This window comes from Trichocoleus sp. FACHB-262 (assembly GCF_014696035.1).
Classification (GTDB): domain Bacteria; phylum Cyanobacteriota; class Cyanobacteriia; order FACHB-46; family FACHB-46; genus Trichocoleus.
Map to the genome: position 1 here is coordinate 281,978 of NZ_JACJPK010000072.1, position 18,927 is coordinate 300,904.

At 48.7% G+C, this 18,927-nt stretch carries 11 protein-coding genes; 5 read left to right on the plus strand and 6 right to left on the minus strand.

The genetic code is table 11. From position 1 onward, the window contains the following. Window positions 1–93: 93 nt before the first annotated feature. On the minus strand, window positions 94–1,413 hold the full coding sequence (locus H6F68_RS14525; protein WP_190559981.1) for a DUF3644 domain-containing protein: 1,320 nt from the start codon (window positions 1,411–1,413) through the stop codon (window positions 94–96). An 897-nt stretch (window positions 1,414–2,310) separates the two neighbouring features. Between H6F68_RS14525 and H6F68_RS14530 the strand changes: the two genes are divergently transcribed. After that, the gene (locus H6F68_RS14530) at window positions 2,311–5,520 is read left to right on the plus strand and encodes a glycoside hydrolase family 15 protein (RefSeq protein WP_190559983.1); all 3,210 of its coding nucleotides are present in this window, start codon (window positions 2,311–2,313) and stop codon (window positions 5,518–5,520) included. A gap of 87 nt (window positions 5,521–5,607) precedes the next feature. Here the strand turns inward: H6F68_RS14530 and rpsU are convergent, their stop codons facing one another. Both rpsU and H6F68_RS14540 read right to left on the minus strand, forming a co-directional pair. After that, window positions 5,608–5,796: a 30S ribosomal protein S21 gene (gene rpsU, locus H6F68_RS14535; protein ID WP_190433231.1), complete on the minus strand. Its 189-nt coding sequence runs from the start codon at window positions 5,794–5,796 to the stop codon at window positions 5,608–5,610. Window positions 5,797–5,936: 140 nt separating this feature from the next. Continuing rightward, window positions 5,937–6,275: an RNA-binding protein gene (locus H6F68_RS14540; protein WP_190433233.1), complete on the minus strand. Its 339-nt coding sequence runs from the start codon at window positions 6,273–6,275 to the stop codon at window positions 5,937–5,939. Between the two features lie 229 nt (window positions 6,276–6,504). On the opposite strand from H6F68_RS14540, the gene H6F68_RS14545 reads away from it, so the two are divergent. Further along, entirely contained in the window at window positions 6,505–7,923 is a 1,419-nt protein-coding gene (locus H6F68_RS14545) for a cell wall metabolism sensor histidine kinase WalK (RefSeq protein ID WP_190559985.1), read from the plus strand. Window positions 7,924–8,038: 115 nt separating this feature from the next. On the opposite strand, the gene H6F68_RS14550 is transcribed toward H6F68_RS14545, so the two are convergent. Continuing rightward, window positions 8,039–8,245 (minus strand): hypothetical protein, encoded by a 207-nt coding sequence (locus tag H6F68_RS14550; RefSeq protein ID WP_190433236.1) that lies wholly within the window; start codon window positions 8,243–8,245, stop codon window positions 8,039–8,041. A 724-nt stretch (window positions 8,246–8,969) separates the two neighbouring features. Here H6F68_RS14550 and H6F68_RS14555 point away from each other — a divergent pair. The 3 genes from H6F68_RS14555 (at window position 8,970) to H6F68_RS14565 (ending at window position 14,444) form a co-directional block, all read left to right on the plus strand. Next, window positions 8,970–12,884 (plus strand): DUF2157 domain-containing protein, encoded by a 3,915-nt coding sequence (locus tag H6F68_RS14555; protein ID WP_190559987.1) that lies wholly within the window; start codon window positions 8,970–8,972, stop codon window positions 12,882–12,884. Window positions 12,885–12,949: 65 nt separating this feature from the next. Further along, window positions 12,950–13,930, plus strand: coding sequence for an ABC transporter ATP-binding protein (locus tag H6F68_RS14560; protein WP_190553622.1), 981 nt, complete (start codon window positions 12,950–12,952; stop codon window positions 13,928–13,930). A gap of 97 nt (window positions 13,931–14,027) precedes the next feature. Beyond that, the gene (locus H6F68_RS14565) at window positions 14,028–14,444 is read left to right on the plus strand and encodes a fasciclin domain-containing protein (protein WP_190553623.1); all 417 of its coding nucleotides are present in this window, start codon (window positions 14,028–14,030) and stop codon (window positions 14,442–14,444) included. 170 nt (window positions 14,445–14,614) lie between these two features. Here H6F68_RS14565 and H6F68_RS14570 read toward each other — a convergent pair whose 3' ends face one another. Further along, window positions 14,615–17,014, minus strand: coding sequence for a GAF domain-containing protein (locus H6F68_RS14570; RefSeq protein ID WP_190559989.1), 2,400 nt, complete (start codon window positions 17,012–17,014; stop codon window positions 14,615–14,617). Window positions 17,015–17,273: 259 nt separating this feature from the next. Continuing rightward, a complete protein-coding gene (locus H6F68_RS14575) occupies window positions 17,274–18,746 on the minus strand; it encodes a glycoside hydrolase family 13 protein (protein WP_190559991.1) in 1,473 nt (490 codons plus the stop codon). Window positions 18,747–18,927: the final 181 nt, after the last annotated feature.

Sequence of the window (18,927 nt, forward strand, 5' to 3'; positions counted from 1 at the left end):
GCGATCGCGACAGATCCTGACGAATTACAAGCTATGAAATACTTTGTTCGCTGCTGCAAAACGATCATGAGGCTAATCGAGAACTATGAGTAATTATTTCTTCTTGCTCGTTTTAGAAGAATTACTTCTTCTAGCGTTCTCTAGATAACCTTCAATACCCATGACCTTCTCAATGAATTCCTCAATAGCAAAATCTGAATAATAGTGGTACTCAGGATCTTTGTTCTCATAGTGATATCGATTGTTGCTGTTCTTCCACTTCAGCTTCGTAACAACGGATCGAAAACAATGAGTGTTAATTTCGGCTCTATTAGTTTTCTTATTACGAGAAACTAGCTTAAGTTCTAATCTAGACGCTGGGTATTTCTCATAAAGTCTTCTATTGATTTCACGAATCGCATCGCTCTCTCTATATGGATGCGTTTTTTCACGGTCTGTTGGCTTTTCAAGAATAATTGCTTTCTTCAATCCCTCCATACCTTCCTCTGCCTTTGCCAGGGTGATCATATTACCTTGTTCATCATTTCGGGCGAAGACTAGCTTTACGTTTAGGGGTATTGCAAACTGAATATCATCTAAATTTTTTGCTTCATCTATCAAATCAGTGACTAGGCTGGAAATTTCATCTCCTACTTCCTTGCCATAACTGCTGTGCAATATCGCAATAGAGGGATGCTTCAAATCTCCCACAAGTGAAAGCATTCCTGAGTGGCTTGAGGAAATGAAAGGTTGTTGGGTGAACTCCTGAAATTTAGTTGAGTAGTTCAGCACACCTGATTGAAAGACTCTTGACATGATGCCTTGTAATTCAGGCATGAGTAAATGAACAGCTTGATCTCGGTAGAATGCAACTCTTTCAACATTTCTTCTAACTAAATCATCGGCATTATAAATTTCACCTAGACATTCCCGGAGTGAAATCGTTTCTCGAATTCCTCCAGCATTATGGCTTTTCCTGAAGATTGATAATTCACCTTTCTTCTCGATCAGAATTGCCTTCAAAAGCTGTTCCCAAGCAATGCAAAAGCAGAGGACGAAGCAATCCATCCTGTTTTCTAATGAAGGTCTGTTATAAAGCTCTAGAGCCAGCAGCATATTATCCCTAGACTTTCTAAGAAGCGCCTTCGCTAATTTTGACTTACAGTTATGTCCTAGCCCTCTTCTATGTTTGCTCTGTGAAAGAATTTGTGTAAATTGCTGCACAGAGAGACCAACGGAGTTTGAGGCTTCAAAATATCCATTGCCTACCTTATTGAGAAAATCTGAGAGTTGACCCTTATTCCAATAAGTTATGAAAGTTGAGTTCTGCCATCCACTTGCTTCAAGAATTTCTTCTTTGGAGATGGCTTCGCCTTTAGCTTCTTTTTGTTGAAAAAGATCAAGAAGATTCTTATGTGATGAAGCCGCCGTCATAGAGTTGATTGCGCTTAGCACTTAATTGAGCTGCTTCATTTTACACTTAATGTTAAGTAACAACTCTCTAAAGCAAGAACCTCTCACAGCCAACCGTTCAGCTACACCTTCACAGTTAACTTAAAGCAGCGCAGCTCTTCATTAAGCACATTTGAGAATCAACTTATGGCACAAAGAAATTGAACTTTCTACAAGTTTTCCCTTTCAAACCTTCTAAATTTTTCAGGAGACTCTGAGTTCTGTCAACAAGCCGCAAGAATACTCCTCAAACTTTGAGAAGCTGCAAACTAAACCAATCCAAAAAATTAATAGAAGCGATCGCTTGAATGAAACTTAAATTACAGAAAACAGTTCAAAAATACGATTTCATAGTTTTAGAACTCGCAGCGCTTTAGAGAGCCATCAGCATACATTTCCATTGGAACGAGTTCTAGTTTGCCGTTCACTTTTACTTGGGAGTAGACAATTTTAAGAAAAGGGGATTTATTTTGATTGCAGCGACGGGACATACAAACCACCTCGTAATAGGAGTAAGAAATGAGTAATTTGTCTGCTCCTAGCTTCAATGTATCCAATTGGCCGAGCAGACTACTTCTGCCAAATGATCGATTCCGTCTCGTTCTTTTGCTCTAACTCTTGTTCTACCGGATTCCTCGTAAAGATACGGACATGACTTCAAATATTCCAATGAAGATATGGTGAAATTACTGGGATCGAGCGCACCAGAGACAGCGATCGCGTTTTTGATATAAATCGTTCTTAAACCGGGGATAATAAAGGCACTCAGCCTGTAGCTCAGCAGGCTTTGGCAACCTCGCGATCGCATCACTCAGGCGTGGCCGAAAGACTAAAATTGACTTCTACAACTTTAGGCTCAGTTCTCCAAGTAACCGAAACATGGCAACCGCATCCCTTGATTTGCAAGCGCGCTTAGATGACTACTACCGCCAAATCAACACCATCATCCTGACGCGCCAAAATCCCATTACAGGGTTGCTACCCGCCAGTACAGCGGTCAATGCTCACGGCGACTACACCGATGCCTGGGTGCGGGATAACGTCTATAGCATTCTGGCCGTGTGGGGGCTGGCACTGGCTTACCGCAAAGTAGACGAAGATCAAGGTCGTACTTACGAACTAGAGCACAGCGTCGTCAAGTTGATGCGCGGCTTGTTGTTCGCCATGATGCGGCAGACCCACAAAGTCGAGAAGTTCAAGGCGACGCAATCAGCGCTAGATGCACTCCACGCCAAGTACGACACCCACACTGGCGATACGGTCGTAGGAGATGGGGAATGGGGCCACCTACAACTCGATGCCACCTCCTTGTTTTTGTTGATCTTGGCCCAGATGACTGCTTCTGGACTGTCCATCGTCTACAGCATTGACGAAGTCAACTTTATCCAAAACTTGGTCTACTACATTGGACGTGCTTACCGCACCCCAGACTACGGCATTTGGGAACGGGGCAACAAAACCAACCACGGCAACCCAGAGCTTAATGCTAGTTCCATCGGCATGGCGAAGGCGGCGCTGGAGGCGATCAATGGTCTAGATTTGTTTGGCGTGCGGGGTAGCCAAGCATCAGTCATTCACGTGTTACCCGACGAGATTGCGCGGGCGCGAATTACCCTAGAATCCCTATTGCCACGGGAATCTGGCTCTAAAGAAATTGATGCGGCTTTGTTGAGTGTGATTGGTTTTCCTGCGTTCGCTGTGGAAGATCGCCCGTTGATGGAGCGCACTCGCAACGCCATCATTAAAAAGCTGCAAGGCAAGTACGGCTGTAAGCGTTTCTTGCGAGACGGTCATCAGACAGTTTTGGAAGACACCACCCGCTTGCACTACGAACCTTGGGAGTTGCAGCAATTCGAGCATGTGGAATGTGAGTGGCCGTTATTCTTCACCTATTTACTGCTAGATGGCTTGTTCCAAGGCGATCGCACTCAAGTAGAAGACTACCAAGCCAAGCTGAAAACATTGCTCGTCGAGCAGGATGGTCTGCACCTGCTGCCAGAACTGTACTACGTCCCCCAGGAAAGTATTGATGCCGAGCGCCAGAAGCCCCAGAGCCAGAAGCGTTTACCCAATGAAAACATCCCTCTGGTTTGGGCACAGAGCCTTTATTTCCTCGGCTGTATGCTCAGCGATGGTTTAATTGCCTTGGGAGATATTGATCCTCTAGGACGGCATCTGTGCGTCGGGCGGCATCGCGAACCGCTGATTCAGATTGCAATGCTGGCTGAGGATGAAGCCATTCAGGAGAAACTCGCGGCCTATGGTATTGCCACCCAAACTCCGAAGCAGGTAGAACCGTTACAAGTTCGCCATGCCACTGAGTTATCGGCAGCGTACACCCAGATTGGTCGCAACGATAAACTTGCTCTGAGTGGTCGGCCTATACGACGGCTCCGCAGTCTCACCACTTGCCGCGTCTTCCGTATTTGTGGCGAAACGATTGCCTTTTTGCCTTCTTGCCTCGATCCGCAACAGTTTTATCTAACACTGGACTACCACTTTCTAGTCGCTCAGATCAAAAGTGAGTTGGCCTATATTCAATCCCATTGGTGTCAACTTGGTAGACCCACTCTCACATTGCTAATCACCAAAGCAATGCTAGAAACAGGTCGCGGAGCGCTTCTGGATTTGATACAAGAGTTGCAGAATGGCTACTGCAATGGCATTGCTGTTCGATTGGGACGACTAAACCAACTGATCCTGACGGCAGGAGTTGAGCGGATTGATTTTCTGCATAATTTTGAGTTTTCTAGCACTTCAGTTCAAGATGCTTCGCCTGTTTGCTCGTACTTGGCGCTCAATCCAGAGAAGAGCGGCCCCTTGGGTTACACTCAGGAATTTGTCTTGGAATGTGAAACCAACATCGATTTGCTGCTGAGCAGGTTGCGAGAGACGGAAAACATCTACGAGCAAATTGAACTCTTACAAACCTTGGTAAGGTTGCGAGGGTTAGAGTTTGAGACGGGGTTTGAAGGCCCGCAACGCTCGGTGACAGTAGTTGATCTCCTCAATGAGGTCTACACCAAGGCTGGAACGTTGCAATTGTGGGCGGTAGTTCGTCGGGCAGCGGGTTTGCTCAATAAAGTAGATATTGGTTTATCGGATGCGGTGACTGATATTTTGGTGCGGCAAAAGCAAATTACGGTGGGCAAGTCCTACAGTGAGGCTTCTTTAATTACCCGTCCCATGTCTTACACCGAGGTGATCGACAAAATCAAGGAGTTCTGCGGTGAAGACATTCGCGATCGCGTCCTCACTCAAGAAATTTTGATCTACTGCGGGTTGCTGATCCAATCGGAGCCACAACTTTTTGATGGTTTGCTGACGCTGCGAGTGGGCTATCTAATCTTATTAATTACCACTGCTTTGTCCCGTGAATTGCAAGTCACCCAAGACGAAGCTTACGAACACTTGATGGAACTCAGCCCCTTCGAGCTAAAAATGCGCCTCCGCCAAGTTTTAGCGGGATACGAGGGTTTGAATCAGACCTTGTTCCAGCAAGAATCGCTGCACGTCAAACAACAACAGGCGATCGACTGGGTGGTGCTGCCAGAGCAATCCGATGCCGAGTTGCCGACGGGCAGTTGGTTACAAAAACGTCAATTGGATGGAGCGCTCAATCGCGTGCCGGAAGACTTTTACTTCAAAGTTTGGCGAATGCTGAAGCACTGCAAAGGTTTGGTGATTGGCGATAAGCTAGAGCGTCGCAACCGCTTGGATAGTCATTTAATTTTGGCGGAGATGACGCCTGGAGAACCCAATTTTGCTTTGCGGGTAGAGCACTTGCTAAACAAGATCCCAGCACCAGAGTACCGCCAAGTGAATATCGAAACCTTAATGGAATTGGCGGCGATCGCAGAACGCAACCCCAACCTACAAATTGAAGAAGCGATCGCACTTGATGTGTTGATCGGTCACGCAGTGCGCCTCGCTTGGCTAGACAAATTTCCCGATCGCGCCGACCAATACCCACAATACAAAGCCTCAGCTTGGCGATCGTTCTATGACACCTCACCCTATCTCTGTGCCAGCTATGTAGTTAAGGCTCTCCAGTTCTTGGCTCAACTCGGCCAAGCGAACCCGGTCTAGCAGCGTGAGGTGCATTTAAAGCAGTAGGAGTGTAGCAACGAATCACTACACTCCTATACTTCAACCGCTACACATAGAACCGGTTGTTTAACTAGCTGAATTAAACCGTCTCTTCCGTCTTCGAGCGATCGCCTTGCGCTTCTTCTTCTCGATCGGAGTCTCAAAGTGCCGTCGTCGTCTAATATCCGAAAAGATTCCTGCTTTCGAGACCTGACGCTTAAATCGGCGCAGCGCCGACTCAATTCCTTCGTTTTCGCCAACAGTCACCTGGGTCATGCGATTGCCTCCTGAGCTTGACTACTTGCTAGGTGGTTGTGAATCACCCCAGTGCATCTTCAGCAGAGTGAGACAAGGGCTGGCCTCTGCCTCACTCGCTCACAACTCTAAAGTTAAAAGCCTTGCTTTAAGACTGAGGTTTAGTAGCGGCGAGAGAATCCATCTCTGCTGCCACCACCACCGCCGCCACCGCCACTTCTGCGGTTACCACCGCCACCACCGCCGGGGCTTCTCTCTTCACGGGGTTTAGCTTTATTGACCTTAAGATCACGGCCCATCCATTCTGCTCCGTCCAGAGCTTCGATAGCTGCGGTTTCTTCAGCTTCGGTTGACATTTCAACAAAGCCAAAGCCACGCATGCGGCCTGTTTCGCGGTCTACGGGGAGTTGAACTCGCTTTACGGTACCGTATTCCGAGAAGATGTCACTCACATCCTCTTGGGTAACTTCATAAGATAGGTTGCCGATGTAGATTGACATGGAAAACTCCAGAATCAGAAAAAGTGTAGAGATTGAGATTCGGAGAGATGCCTGTCAATCTAAGAACAAACCCGTCAGCCGAAACTTAATGCTCACTAGACACGGTAGCACAGAATCTTTAGCCCTTCCAGGCCATCTCTTGTTCCGTTGACAAAAATGGCAAAGCTCGTTTTCGTTACTGAGTCTAGGTTTTGCTTCTTTAACATTAACTTGTATTAACTTACTTACGATGTTTCAAACTACTCGGCGGCGATTAGCTTTGTGGTACACCACAGTAACTGCTGTACTACTGCTGCTATTTGCAAGTGGCTTCTATCTTTATGTCCGCAGTACCTTAATTGAGCGGATTGATGACACGCTCAACCATGTTGTAGAAGTGGTGCAGCGATCGCTAGTTCTAGAACCCGTGGACTTCCATAAAGAGGGTGGTCCTTTACGGATCAATATAGAAGCGAGTTTTCGCAACAATGCTGACACGGTCGAAGATGATCATATTGACTTAGAGTGGTTTAGCCCTGAGGGAGACCTGCTTTGGTCTACTCTTTCGGCACCCTTGAATGTAGCTCTACATCCCAACAGTACCGGTGAAACAGTACATCTCCCATCGCAGCCTAGTGATAGGGTGCAGGAACCCGATCTGCTGCGGCAAGTGACGCAACGGGTCCAAGTAGGGCGGCAAGTGCTGGGTTATTTGCGGGTCAGTCATCCCTGGTTTGAAGTCACGAAACCAATTCGGCAGTTAATCTTTGACTTGAGCCTGGGGACTGGCCTGATGGTTGTGGCAGTCGCAGCTATTGGTTGGTTACTCTCAGGACTGGCGATGCAACCAGTCCAAGCTTCCTACCAACAACTAAAGCAATTTACCGCCGACGCTTCTCACGAACTCAGAAACCCGATCGCTACGATTCAGACTAATGTGCAAGTTGCCCTCTCCGATCCCAATCCTGATCCGCAATGGCAGCAACAGCAGTTGAAAGTAGTGGAGCGTCTCACTCGCCGATTGGGACGCTTAGTCGATGATTTGCTATTTTTGGCGCGGCAAGACAGTGGCATGGTGCAGCCCCGTTGGACAGCGGTGGCGTTGGATGCGCTGTTGATCGATGTCGTGGAAGAACAACAAGCGATCGCCTTAGAAAAAGGAGTGAGTTTATCTCTAGATTTAGAGGAACCAGCAGAGAACCCACCAGAGCATCGTCCCCGCAATGGCAGTAAAGGCGAAATTCCTCCCGAACCTTTTACATTACAAGGCGATCGCGATCAGTTGGCCCGACTATTCACCAACTTGGTAGGCAATGCCGTGCAGTACACGCCCGTAAATGGACGGGTTGAAGTGATGCTACAGCAGGTGAAGCGCAATCATATTGTGCAGTTGCAAGTGCAAGTGCGGGATACAGGTATTGGCATTCCGTTGGAGGCGCTGCCGCATATCTTCGATCGCTTCTATAGAGTTGACCCTGCCCGCACCCACGAAAACGCTGAAACTAGCATTGCCAAACCTGCCACTACGGGTTCTGGTCTAGGCCTCGCGATCGCGCAAGCCATTGTGGAAAATCATCAAGGCAATATTGTTGTTGAGAGTAAACCTGAGCAAGGAACCACGTTTATCGTTGCTTTGGCTGGTTATAACGCTTCGATCGCCAGAGTTTAAAGCTGTTCGGCTTTATCTAGTAGAGAAGACGAGATTAAAGCCCAAAAAATAGAGGCTGCCCTTGTGGACAGCCGATTAACAAGAATGAGTCTATAAGACTACTGCTTAACTGCGTTTACTCGGCAATTTCTACCGAGCCATCTGCCAAGATTGTGAGGTTGTCGGGATCAACATAGTGGCACACAGCGTCATTCATGCAAATCAGCGCCCAGCCTGATTGGTCGATTCCAACTAATTTATAGTCTGTATCTTCAACAAAGAACCCCTTGTGGTTACGGGTTCCTGATTCAACTTGAACATTATACTTGTCTGTAATAGACATGGTTTTTCTCCCCGGCATTAAGCTTTTTTAAATTCACTATCGATGTGTTTGGTTCACATCTTCGCTTGATTCCTAAAAGCTTATCACTAGATAGAGAGAGTGATCATTAAGTTATTTAAGAATTTACTAAAAGATAAAGCAGTGTTTGTTACACAATTTAGGGATCATCAAGAATCGACGTTAACCTGTCAAGAACGAGCGATTTAATAAAGTGACTTGAGGGTTCTATGTTCTCTATCCTTAGGTAGAGAAGAAAGCCAAATCTCCTAGAGCTTAAAGGGTTTCAGTCAATTTAAAAGACTAAATTCAGCCAAAATTGCTACAGAAAGTAACGCAGCAATTTATTCAAGAGAGATGCCGCTTACAAAACTCAACGTTACTGCTTGAATCAGCTAGGTATTTATTCTCAATTACAAAAGTTTATCTACTTAATCCTTGTTGTTTTAGACCACAAAAGCAGGCTTTCAAATAGCTTGAGGGACACACTTCAGCCCAAGTAACTGTTGCTTTAGTGTCGCATTGCTGAGCGTTGGATCAGTCCTCAAAGACCTGGCTTTGTAACGTAGACTTCATTAGTTTTTGGAGTTGGTTTATAGGCGATCGCTCTAAGTAACCCACCTCTGAAGGGATGATGCTTAATAAAGTGCGAGTACTGAGCAGCCAGGTAGAAAAAGCTTGTTATCTTGCTAGCTATCTCGAACTTGGACTGGGAGGGCAGTGAAGCATGGCATCTGGCTCCGATCGCTTGATTAGGATTGAACTCAGCGTCCAGGCGAACTCTGCCTTGCTGGAAGGATTAGAGGTATGGCAAGACTTAGGACTACTCTCAGAAGAGCAAGTTAAGCAGATCGGCGATCGCTATCTCACCTGTGCCTTACCGGAGCCTATTCCAGTTACTGATAATTCAGTGAGGGATGCTGAACCTGACTCAGACTTTCTGATTGAACCAGTTGAGCGATCGTCGCGAAGACCCCGGATCAGAACAGGCGCTCGATCTTCTCCAGTTCGCTCTGACAGCCTTGCTAGCTCCACTAGCGTTGGTGGCACGACTATCAGACAAAGCAACTTCTTAGCCGAACGCCTGCAATCATTGATGGCTGAGATTAGTGTCATCTGGCTGCTATTCTTAGGCGTGTTTATGGTGGTGGTTTCGTCGGGAGTGCTAGCTGCGAGCCAGTGGCGCAACTTTCCTCCTACCGGACAGTACTGCATTTTATTTGCTTATACTTTGGCCTTTTGGGCTGCAGGTCTATGGGCTGCGAAACAACCCAACTTACAGCTCACGGCTCGGATGTTGCAGACGGCGACGTTGCTGATCATTCCAGTCAACTTCTGGATGATGGATGGGTTTAAGTTATGGCAACAACCTGGAGGTGGAGCGATCGCGGTTATTGCAGCCTTTGGTCTGACGGCTTTGCTGCTGCAACTTTTGGGATTCAGACGCAACTCGGTCCACCCTGTAGCTACTTCACGTTGGCTCTTGCTGGATGCTGTGGCCCTGAGCTGGCTGCATTGGGGCTGGGGGTGGTCTGGATTTCCGCTAATCGCCACCTATCTGGGTACGGTCGGTACGGCGTTTGTCTTGTTGCAGCAAGACCAAGCTTCAGCAGCTATCACGGCTCAGACAAGTTTAGAAACGTCACCTGACTCAGAAACCGTTTCCTCTTCAACAGCAGGGCAGACATGGCTGGCTCCTAGCATCATTGCGGTTGCAGCCTCAGCCTTGCTACTGATTGCCAGAGCTGTTTTGGTCGCCCAAGTTCCAATCCATCGACTAGGCTTGGCGGTGGGAATTTGTGGCTGGCTGTTGTGCTGGCTGGCGAGACAAAAACCAGGCAGAGTTTTGTGGACTCAGGCAGGCGCAGCTTTATTGCTACTGGGATGGTTAGTCACAGTATCGGTACAACCGCCGTGGCAGGCGATCGCCATTAGTGGCTTGGCCTTATGGCTGCTTAGCGATCGCTTATGGCGCTTGCCTCAAGTTGCCTTGCTCACCGCTGCTTTTCTAGTAGGACTACAAGGTTACTGGTTGCTGTGGTGGTTAATTCCAGTAGACGGGAGGCAAGCTTTTCTGAGTTGGAACGAGCAAATCGCAGGCAGTTCATTCACAGCAGCGAGTTTAGGTGGAGTTGGGTTCTTTCCCTACTTAGCGTTGACGCTAGTAGTAGCGCAGTATTGGCGACAACGGCAACAACCGCAAATAGCTGACTGGAGCGAAGCCTTAGCTTTAGGCTTGGGCCTTGCTTTGACTTTGTTTAGTCTGACCAATCCCCTGCTGCGATCGCTCAATCTAGCTCTCTCGACCTTGACGTTAGCGGTGGTGGTGCGTCAGCGACCTCAGGCTTCTTCTGGGCTAATTTATCTAACGCATGTCACGGGTTTAGCGGCGATCGCCTCTACCATTGACCTCCGATTTCCCAATTTACCAACTCAGCTTTGGGCGGGAGTGTTACTAGCAGGAGCACTATTGGAGTGGAGTTTTACATTGGCTCCTCGTTGGCCTGTCTGGAAACGCAGTGCTTGGTATTTCGGCTTACTCTTATGCGCGATCAGCTACACACTGTTTGGCAGCCTTTGGTTGAGTGAATCGAGTGCAGTAGGGCGTTTCTGGTTGCTGGCTCCCGCTGCCATGACTGGTTTGGCAACTCGCAGACAGTGGGCTCATATCCGCCAAGCAAGCTGGTTGAGCACATTCGCACTTGTGGTCGTGCAACCTTTGACACTCGGCTTTGCGACTCCTCGCTTAATCGGCTTAGGTGTGGCGACTAGTTTGATGCTGGTAAACACTTACCGCTTGCAGCATGTAGGTGCCGCCATTCTCTCCGTGGGTTTCAGCTTGGGTTTGGCGATCGCGGTGATTTGGGAGGGTTTCTCGACTCAGCTTACATTGCCGATCGCGCTGAACTTGGTGGCGATCGCGACGCTGATCCTGTGGTTGGTCCACGATATTGGCCGTAGACAAACTCAGACTTTAGCCAAGATCTATGCTCAAGCCAGTAACGGTTGGGCGATCGCGCTCAGTATTACCAATCTTTTAATTCTGACTGGTTATGATTTAGCTCTTTACAGTAGGTTTGGCGATCGCTCTGCGGGCTACACCGTCGCGATCGCTTTGACGACATTGGCGATTGGTTACCGCATTTGGCAGCAAGCGAGCAATGTAGGGTTTTATGGCTTGGCTTGGGGCATCGAGTTACTTGTTGTTCGGCTGCTATGGTCGCCGGATGTCTCTTTAGTTCCTACCCTGCTGGAACGATTGGCGATCGCGAATCTGGCTTTAGGATTGATCGCGCAACTAGCCAGTGATTGGTGGATGAGGCGAACTCAGCAGCCTTATCTCATGAGTTGGCATGTGATTCCGGTGGTTTATGCGGCTTTGGCTCTGATGGGCGCTCACAGTACCTTCACGGCTACTACGGGCTTATATAGCTTTGGTGCCGCTCTCATCGGCATTGGCGTGGGCCGACAACAACCTCGACTCGCATTAACCTACCTCTCGATCGTGGGTATCTCGATCGCGGCCTATGAGTTGCTGATTTATCAACTGATGCAAGCGACAGGCGGCAATGCGGGCGATGGCATCTTATTGTTAGGGGCTTTGGCGGCTGTAATTGCGATCGGCGATCGCCTGCTGTCCCGGTGGTTGGCGCCGTACCTCCGCCTTGACGCGCCCCGAATTCACGCGATCGCTCACTTGCACTGGATTATCAGTAGCGGTCTCATGCTGCTAGCACTGTTCAATTCGCTCAGTCCCACCGGAGAACTGCTGTGGGTGGGGATTACGGCTGTGCTCGCCATCTATGCCCTCCGGGAAGGTCGAGACAGTGAGTCTTGGACTTACACCGGAATTATCACCAGTTTGTTAGCGATTGGCTATCTGCTTAGTCTGTGGCTATCGGATGCCACTCTAATCGCTTGGGGAGCCGCGATCGCCAGTGCTATGGCTTATGGCATGTACGTTCTACCTTGGCAACGCGGAGGTTGGGCGTTGGAGCCTTGGCAGCAATCAGCCATGCTGCTGCCTGGGGTGATCGCGGTTGCCAATGCGGGTGGAGTGAATTTGCAAAGTTTGCTGATTGTGGCAGCTTTTTATGCGTGGGTGGCCAAAACTCGCAATCAAGCACGGCTCAGTTATCTGAGTATTCTGCTGGCAGACTGGGCGATTCTGCGCTTTTTCAACGATCGCGCCTTAGAGGAACCATTGTGGTATGCCGCCGTTTTGGGTGGGTCGCTGCTCTATGTAGCGCAAGTTGACCCAGTTCTGCGATCGCCCACCGAACGCGAGAAACGCCATTGGCTGCGGAGTCTAGCCGTAGGTCTGATTTGTTTAACGGCGATTTATCAATCGGAAACTAGCTTAGCGATCGCCTTAGGAACGCTGGGCTTTAGTATTGGGCTGATTTTGGCGGGACTAACCTTGCAAGTCCGCGCTTTTCTCTACGTCGGTACAGCCAGCTTCATGATTCAAGTTTTGCGGCAAGTCTGGCTCCTAATTGACAACTACTCTTTGCTGCTGTGGGCGTTGCTGATTGTTTTGGGTTTAGCTTTAATTTGGATTGCGGCCACCTTTGAGGCGCGGCGCAGCCAAGTTTCGGCTTTGTTGCAGCATTGGGTGACAGCACTCAACGAATGGCAGTAACCCTGTAGCTGTGAGAAGCCAAGACCAAGCTAATCTAGAAGACTAGGATATTCAGTGGAACTGTAATGACTGCTGCAACAGATTCACCAGGCGAACTAGTCGTATACGATCGCCCGACGGTAGTAGAAACCAATAACCTCCGCAAAGTCTATCGCACTGGGTTCTGGTTCAATCAGCGCGTGGAATCCTTAAAAGGCTGCTCCCTTACCGTCTATCAGGGAGAAACCTTTGGCTTGTTAGGGCCAAATGGCGCAGGCAAAACCACTCTGCTTAAAACCTTGTTGGGCATTGTCCGTCCCACGTCTGGCAAGGCTTTTTTATTAGAGCGGCCCTTGGGCGATCGCTTGGTGAAGCAAAGAGTCGGTTACCTGCCAGAAAACGCTTACTACTACGACTACCTGACGGGCTGGGAGTTCTTGCAGTTTGTGGCGGGCCTCTTCCAAATTCCGCGCTCAGTGCAGCGGCAACGAATTCCGCAATTGCTCGAACTTGTGGGTTTGTCGCAAAAAACGACGCGCAAGAAACCACTACGGCAATACTCCAAGGGCATGTTGCAGCGCATTGGTATGGCCCAAGCCTTGATTAATGACCCAGATGTAGTGTTTCTCGATGAACCGATGTCTGGGCTAGACCCGATGGGGCGTTACCAAATTCGAGAGATTATTCTGTCGCTGAAAGAGCAAGGCAAAACGATTTTCTTCAACAGTCACGTTTTGTCGGATGTGGAGCAAATTTGCGATCGCGTCGCCATCTTGGCTGAGGGCGAGTTAATCTGTGTCGGCTCCTTGAATGAGCTGCTGGGTACGGCTGACACTTACTACGTCAAGGGTAAAGGTGGCAGCTTGGATGTACTGAAGAAGCGCATGCTCAATCTAGAGTTTGAAGACGGCTTCTGGGAAGGGAACCTGCGGGGCGATCCATACGATTTCTTAGCCAGCCTCAGCCTCATGGGCGCGCAAATCATCACGGTCAGCTTAGCTCGGCCTACTTTAGAGGAGTTCTTTATGGAGCAGTTGCGCCAGCGCAATATTCAATCCACTCATTAAACCTAGCCGAGTCAGCCTGTAGCAAGATGCCGAGTCGGTTTCTGGCTTCTATTTCTTAACAAGAGACCTACTTTATCGAGAAGCTAAATAAGCAACTATGGCTGACCTCTTAGAAACTGCTACCCAGGCTGGATCGTTTACTCAACTACTGAGTGCGCTTGAAGCGGCTAATTTAAACGACGTACTGAGAAACCCTGGCCCCATAACGGTTTTGGCTCCTACCGATGAAGCCTTTGCCAAGCTACCGGAAGGCACCATCGATGGGTTATTGCAAGAACCGTTGAAGCTAAAGCGGCTCTTGACTTACCACGTAATCTCTGGCGATGTCCGCTCGGATGACTTGGCTCAGATCGATGAAGCTCCCACAATGGAAGGCTCGATTGTAGCTGTAGGGCAGGAGGGAGGCTTGAAGGTAAATGATGCCAATGTACTTAAAACCGACATCTTGGCTGATAACGGTGTCATCCATGTGATCGATACGGTGCTGATGCCGACTTTGGCGATGGCGGAGTAGCCTTTCCAATCATGCTGTGGGTGTTTAGGTCACTGGCTTACTGAGTGCTCATCAGATTGCAACCTAACCCCCAGCCCCTTCCCTATGAGGGAAGGGTAGCCATATTCAAAGTTCCTCTCTGACGCGGAGAGGGGTTGGGGAAAGGTTTCGATTGCGTAAAATTTATGGTTTCAGGAAGTTTGAGGTTGAGTAGGCAGGTGAACGGTAAAAGTCGTCCAGCCATCTGCGCTCTCCACTTGCAAAACTCCCTGTAACTGCTCCACTAGCTTCTGTACTAGCGCCAATCCTAAGCCTGTGCCCCCTTGCTGCCAAGGATCGGCGTGAGGGACTCGGTAGAACTTCTCAAAGACTCGATCTAGTTGAGCGGCAGGAATGTTGGCTTGATTGCGAACCCTTAAAGCAATGACAGGCTGGGGAGTTGGGGCGATCGCTAAAGACTCAGATTCACACCAAGCGCTCAGAATAATCTGATGCCCTGCCGGGGTGTATTTGCAAGCATTGTTGATTAACTCAACTAAGACACGCCCTAAGTTGGCATGGTCCGAAATCAGCGGTGGTAAATCGGCGGGCACATCCATGTGCAGGATTTGTTGGCGTTCTTGGATGCGGGAGCGAAACGGTTCAATCACACTCGGCAACCAATCGAGTAGCAGAATCGTTTCTTCTAAGGCAATGCCATCAGCTTGCGACTCTAGGCGCTGTAGATCAAGCAGATCATTGATTAGCTCAATTTCCCGCGTACACTCCATTTGCAAAATTTCGAGATAGCGCTGCCGCCGCTCTATGCTCGGCGCAATTTTGAGCATTTGAATCGCCATCTTCATGTTGGAAACAGGGGTTCGCAGCTCATGGGAAACCGTGCTTAAAAAGTCATCCTTGAGTTGGTTCAGCGCTTCTAAAGCCTGGACTTGGGCTTGAGCAGCTTGATACAGCCGAGCTTGCCGCATAGCGATCGCACATTGGTTGGCAACCTGCTGCACAATCCGCACCTCTGCCTCATCGAAATATGCTTGGGGAGTTTTGCACAAATGCAGGCTCCCTAAAACCTCGTGATCATCGCTGATGGGGTAACTGAAAATTGCTTCCGGTTCGCCATTGGTTTGGGAGCGGGAATAGATGGGGCAAAATTGCACGCCTTGACCTTGTAGCAACTGCTCATATACATCGGGATACTCGGCGATCGGCACTACCTGACCTGAGTAAGTATGTGGGACTGCTGTAAATTCATAGGCGATCGCAGAAGTTTGTTGCGCTAAGTCATGCAGAGCGGTTTCACAGCGCTTCACTTGTAGTCCTAAGCCGAGTTCTTGCACCGCAGTTTGCAAAATCTGCCCTTCATCCAGGCTGTCCCGTACTTTGTCTGTAATGCGCTTGAGTAACGACTCAAAACTCAAGGCTCGTTGCAGTTGTTGGGTGCGCTCTTGCACCTGTTGCTCTAGATTGGCATTCAGTTGCTGCACCTGTTGGTACAGTTCCGACTGCTGAATGGCTAAGGCGAGTTGGTCGGCGATCGCACAACCTAAATCCACTTCCGAGTCTTGCCAGGTGTGAGGCGAGTCTCTTTGCGATAAAGTCAAGCTGCCCCAGAGACTACCTTGATACTGCAAAGGAATCAGCAACCAGGCACCTGGAAACTCTTCTGCTAGAGAGCTGTTGATCGGATCATTGAGCACCTGAGTATTGTCAATTCGTACCACTTCTAATTGCTTCAGGCGAGCTGCCAAGGGGTTATCCGCATCCGGAATCTCCATTCCTACACCCGTAGGCACCAAACCAAGCTGCTGCTCGTACTCAGCGACATTGAGCCAAATTTGCCGCTGCGGTACATACTGCAAAATCGAAACATAATCAATTTGCAGCATCTGACCAATTTCTTGGGCTGCGGTCGCAAAGATACAATCGATGTCGAGAGAGTTACGAACCGCTTGAGTAAAACGATTTAAGGCTCGCTCCCGTTGCACCTGATACTGCGTTTGTTGGTAGAGCTGCTGAAGCTGCGTTTCTGCTTGTTTGCGCTCGGTAATGTCATTCAAGAAAGCAAGAGCACATCTTTCCCCGTCTATCTCCAAAACATCTACAGAGACTAAAGCATCTCGCATCTCACCCGACTTCTTGGCATATTTAGCTTCTAAGCTGCGAACCAAGCCTTGACGGTTTATCAATTCGATTAGCCTTTTTCTATCTTCCGCACTGGGCCAGATAGCCAGTTCTAAAACCGTATGATTAATCAGTTCTTCACGGCTATAGCCCACCAAGTCTACAAAGCTATTATTTACGTCAATAAAACGTCCCTCAGTGATGGTAGAAATGCTAATTGCGATAGGACTCGCTTGAAATATTTTCGAAAGCTTTTCCTCTGATTGATAAGTCAGGAACTGCGCGTCTTGATTATTAGAACTTATGTCATTATTTGAAGGGATCGGCAGCGCTTTTGTGAGGCTCGAAAGCTCATCCAGTGATGTTTTTAGAATGGCTGCTTGATCGGCAGAGAGTTGCTCAGCGAATTGAGCTAAGGAGGAAATTCGTTCCTGAATTGTCTCCATCCGTTGCTCAAAACTATGCAATTCCACACCGAACTCCTAGTACTTTTTTATCTTTAAGCTAACTTAATTCGTGCATCAATTGAGTGCAGATCGTCTAATACAACTTTTTTTGCGAATAGCAAAATGAGGCAACCGGAACCCCAGCTGCCCCTCGCTTAACATTAGCTCTCAATCTGGCTTAAATATCATCCCTATAGGGAGATGATTTTCAATCAAGCAACGTTGGTTGAACGTTTTCTTGCCAGCAATTGAAGCAGAATTTCATCTGTTTGATCACGAAGCTACTTTATGACGAAGCCGCAGTCAGAATACAGCCTGTCCGAGCAGGAATGGTCAAGCTCAACTGGGAAGGATTCTCTTCACCCCACTCCAGTTCAGCGGAGCCGTAGAGAATCTCGCTAGGACGCGATCGCAATCCTGTCTCATCCCAACTAATATGGGCCTTCCCGGAAGCGGTTCCCACATTCACAGCGACAATCACTTCTTCGCCACCCAGAACTCTGGCAAAGACATAGACGGTGGTTTCCGCAAACAACACCTGATAGGCTCCCGTTCGCAAAGCTGCGTAGCGGTTCCGCAAATCAATCAGGTAGCGGTGGTAACTAAGGACATCCTGCTCCCACTTATCTTCCATGGGGAAAGCTCGTCGTGAATCCGGATCGAGTGCCCCTGGCAACCCCACTTCATCGCCGTAGTAGATACTAGGAGCGCCTGGATACGTCATCAGGAGAATCGTGGCTAGCTCTACACTGGCGCGATCGCCCCCCGCAATCGAGAGTAAACGAGCCGTATCGTGGCTTGCCAACAAATTTAACTGAGTCAGCTGAATTTCCCAGGGATATAGCGCTAACACTTCCTGAATTTTCTCAGCGTATTCCTTGGCAAACAGCGGTGGATAAGGATGATAGGAGCGGCCTTGCACCTGCTCCATCACCACGCGATCGCCCGCCGCAAATGCGATCGTAGGAGCAGCAAACAGATAATTCATCACGCCATCAAACTGGGTGCCATCTAGCCACTCGCGGGAATCTTCCCAGACTTCCCCCACAATGTAGGCTTCTGGATTAATTGCTTTGACGCGATCGCGAAACTCTTGCCAAAATCCGGGCGCTTTCACCTCAAAAGGCACATCCAAACGCCAGCCATCAATGCCAAATTTAATCCAATATTCCGCCACCTCCATGATGTACTCGCGCACTTCTGGATTGTCGTGGTTGAACACGGGCAAAGCTCGGTTATTGTCCCAACCTTCGTAATTCGCTGGGTACTCGCCGTTATAGGGGGACACGGGCCAATCATGAATCTTGAACCAATCCACCCAAGGAGAATGTGGCCCGTTTTCTAGCACATCGTGAAAGAAGAAAAAGCCTCGACTCGCGTGGTTGAACACACCATCCAGCACCACCCGAATATCGCGCTCGTGAGCCGCTTCTAGCAAATCCCGAAAGGCTGCATTTCCCCCCAGCATCGGGTCCACTTGGTAGTAATCGTGGGTGTGATAGCGGTGATTACTCGCAGATTGAAAAATAGGGGTGAAGTAGATAGCATTAATCCCTAAATCTTTGAGATAGTCCAACTTCTCTATTACCCCCCACAAGTCACCACCTTTGTAGCCTTGCAGCGTTGGCATCTCGTCCCAGGCTTCCCAACTGGCATTTTTTAACAATTTTTTGTGTGGATGGTGGCTTTTGGCAAAGCGATCGGGGAAAATTTGGTAGAAAACTGCGTGCTTGACCCAGTCTGGCGTATAAATCTGCATAAGTAGCTCTCTAAGCCTCCACTGACAAGGTACAGGCACAAGCCATTTCGCAATTCTTTCCCCTGGTAGAAAGTCAGCGATTAATTGTGATTCGATGACGAAAACTTGACTCCTAGACTTGTTGATATAACTCAGACCAATCTAGAGGTTCCTGATCCCCCGACTGGAACCATATATCTTT

What these genes read in the sequence shown, in the direction of transcription:
- H6F68_RS14525 (WP_190559981.1), bottom strand. Translation starts at nt 1,413, where the DNA reads ATGACGGCGGCTTCATCACATAAGAATCTTCTTGATCTTTTTCAACAA.
- H6F68_RS14530 (WP_190559983.1), top strand. Translation starts at nt 2,311, where the DNA reads ATGGCAACCGCATCCCTTGATTTGCAAGCGCGCTTAGATGACTACTAC.
- rpsU (WP_190433231.1), bottom strand. Translation starts at nt 5,796, where the DNA reads ATGACCCAGGTGACTGTTGGCGAAAACGAAGGAATTGAGTCGGCGCTG.
- H6F68_RS14540 (WP_190433233.1), bottom strand. Translation starts at nt 6,275, where the DNA reads ATGTCAATCTACATCGGCAACCTATCTTATGAAGTTACCCAAGAGGAT.
- H6F68_RS14545 (WP_190559985.1), top strand. Translation starts at nt 6,505, where the DNA reads ATGTTTCAAACTACTCGGCGGCGATTAGCTTTGTGGTACACCACAGTA.
- H6F68_RS14550 (WP_190433236.1), bottom strand. Translation starts at nt 8,245, where the DNA reads ATGTCTATTACAGACAAGTATAATGTTCAAGTTGAATCAGGAACCCGT.
- H6F68_RS14555 (WP_190559987.1), top strand. Translation starts at nt 8,970, where the DNA reads ATGGCATCTGGCTCCGATCGCTTGATTAGGATTGAACTCAGCGTCCAG.
- H6F68_RS14560 (WP_190553622.1), top strand. Translation starts at nt 12,950, where the DNA reads ATGACTGCTGCAACAGATTCACCAGGCGAACTAGTCGTATACGATCGC.
- H6F68_RS14565 (WP_190553623.1), top strand. Translation starts at nt 14,028, where the DNA reads ATGGCTGACCTCTTAGAAACTGCTACCCAGGCTGGATCGTTTACTCAA.
- H6F68_RS14575 (WP_190559991.1), bottom strand. Translation starts at nt 18,746, where the DNA reads ATGCAGATTTATACGCCAGACTGGGTCAAGCACGCAGTTTTCTACCAA.